The organism is Ensifer sp. SSB1 (assembly GCF_016652895.1).
GTDB lineage: Bacteria > Pseudomonadota > Alphaproteobacteria > Rhizobiales > Rhizobiaceae > Ensifer.
Genome location: NZ_JAEPRP010000351.1, coordinates 1 through 449 on the forward strand (window position 1 = coordinate 1; position 449 = coordinate 449).

Here is a 449-nt window from a genome sequence, read left to right on the forward strand (position 1 = left end):
CAGCTATCGAGCCGCAACAGGATTTCGCCGCCGGGGCGCACGAACGGCAATGTCTGGAACGGCTCGCCCCGGCCGATGGCGCGCACAATGTCGATGCGGGAAACGACAGTGCCGTGCTCGCCCTTCGCCCATCGCACGAAGGCAAAGACGCTGCCCGGCGCGAAACCGACGACGCTGCGGCGGCGGTCGATGATCTGCTTGTAGCTCTTGCGGCCGAAGCGTATCCAGTGCTCGACCTTGCGTTTCTCGAAGGTCAGCTCGACCAATGTTGTGAAGGGCGCAGGCCCGTCCGGCAGCGGACGGCCGTGCGCGCTGCGGTGGGCGCGACGGGTCATTGTTTGTCTCCGGTGATGTGCTGGGGGCTGCGCGGGCGCAGCGCGTCGAGCGCGGCCGTCATGGCTCGCCCCTTCGGGCAGAACCGGCACCACGCTTCGGGTGCGCGCGCGTCA

Annotated in this window: 1 protein-coding gene; it reads right to left on the reverse strand. The window is 68.4% G+C overall.

Annotation, left to right across the window (positions count from 1 at the left end):
* Positions 1-335 (reverse strand): DUF2840 domain-containing protein (locus I8N66_RS37190; RefSeq protein WP_291165553.1); only part of this gene is annotated, 335 nt, incomplete at its 3' end.
* Between the last annotated feature and the right edge of the window lie 114 nt (positions 336-449).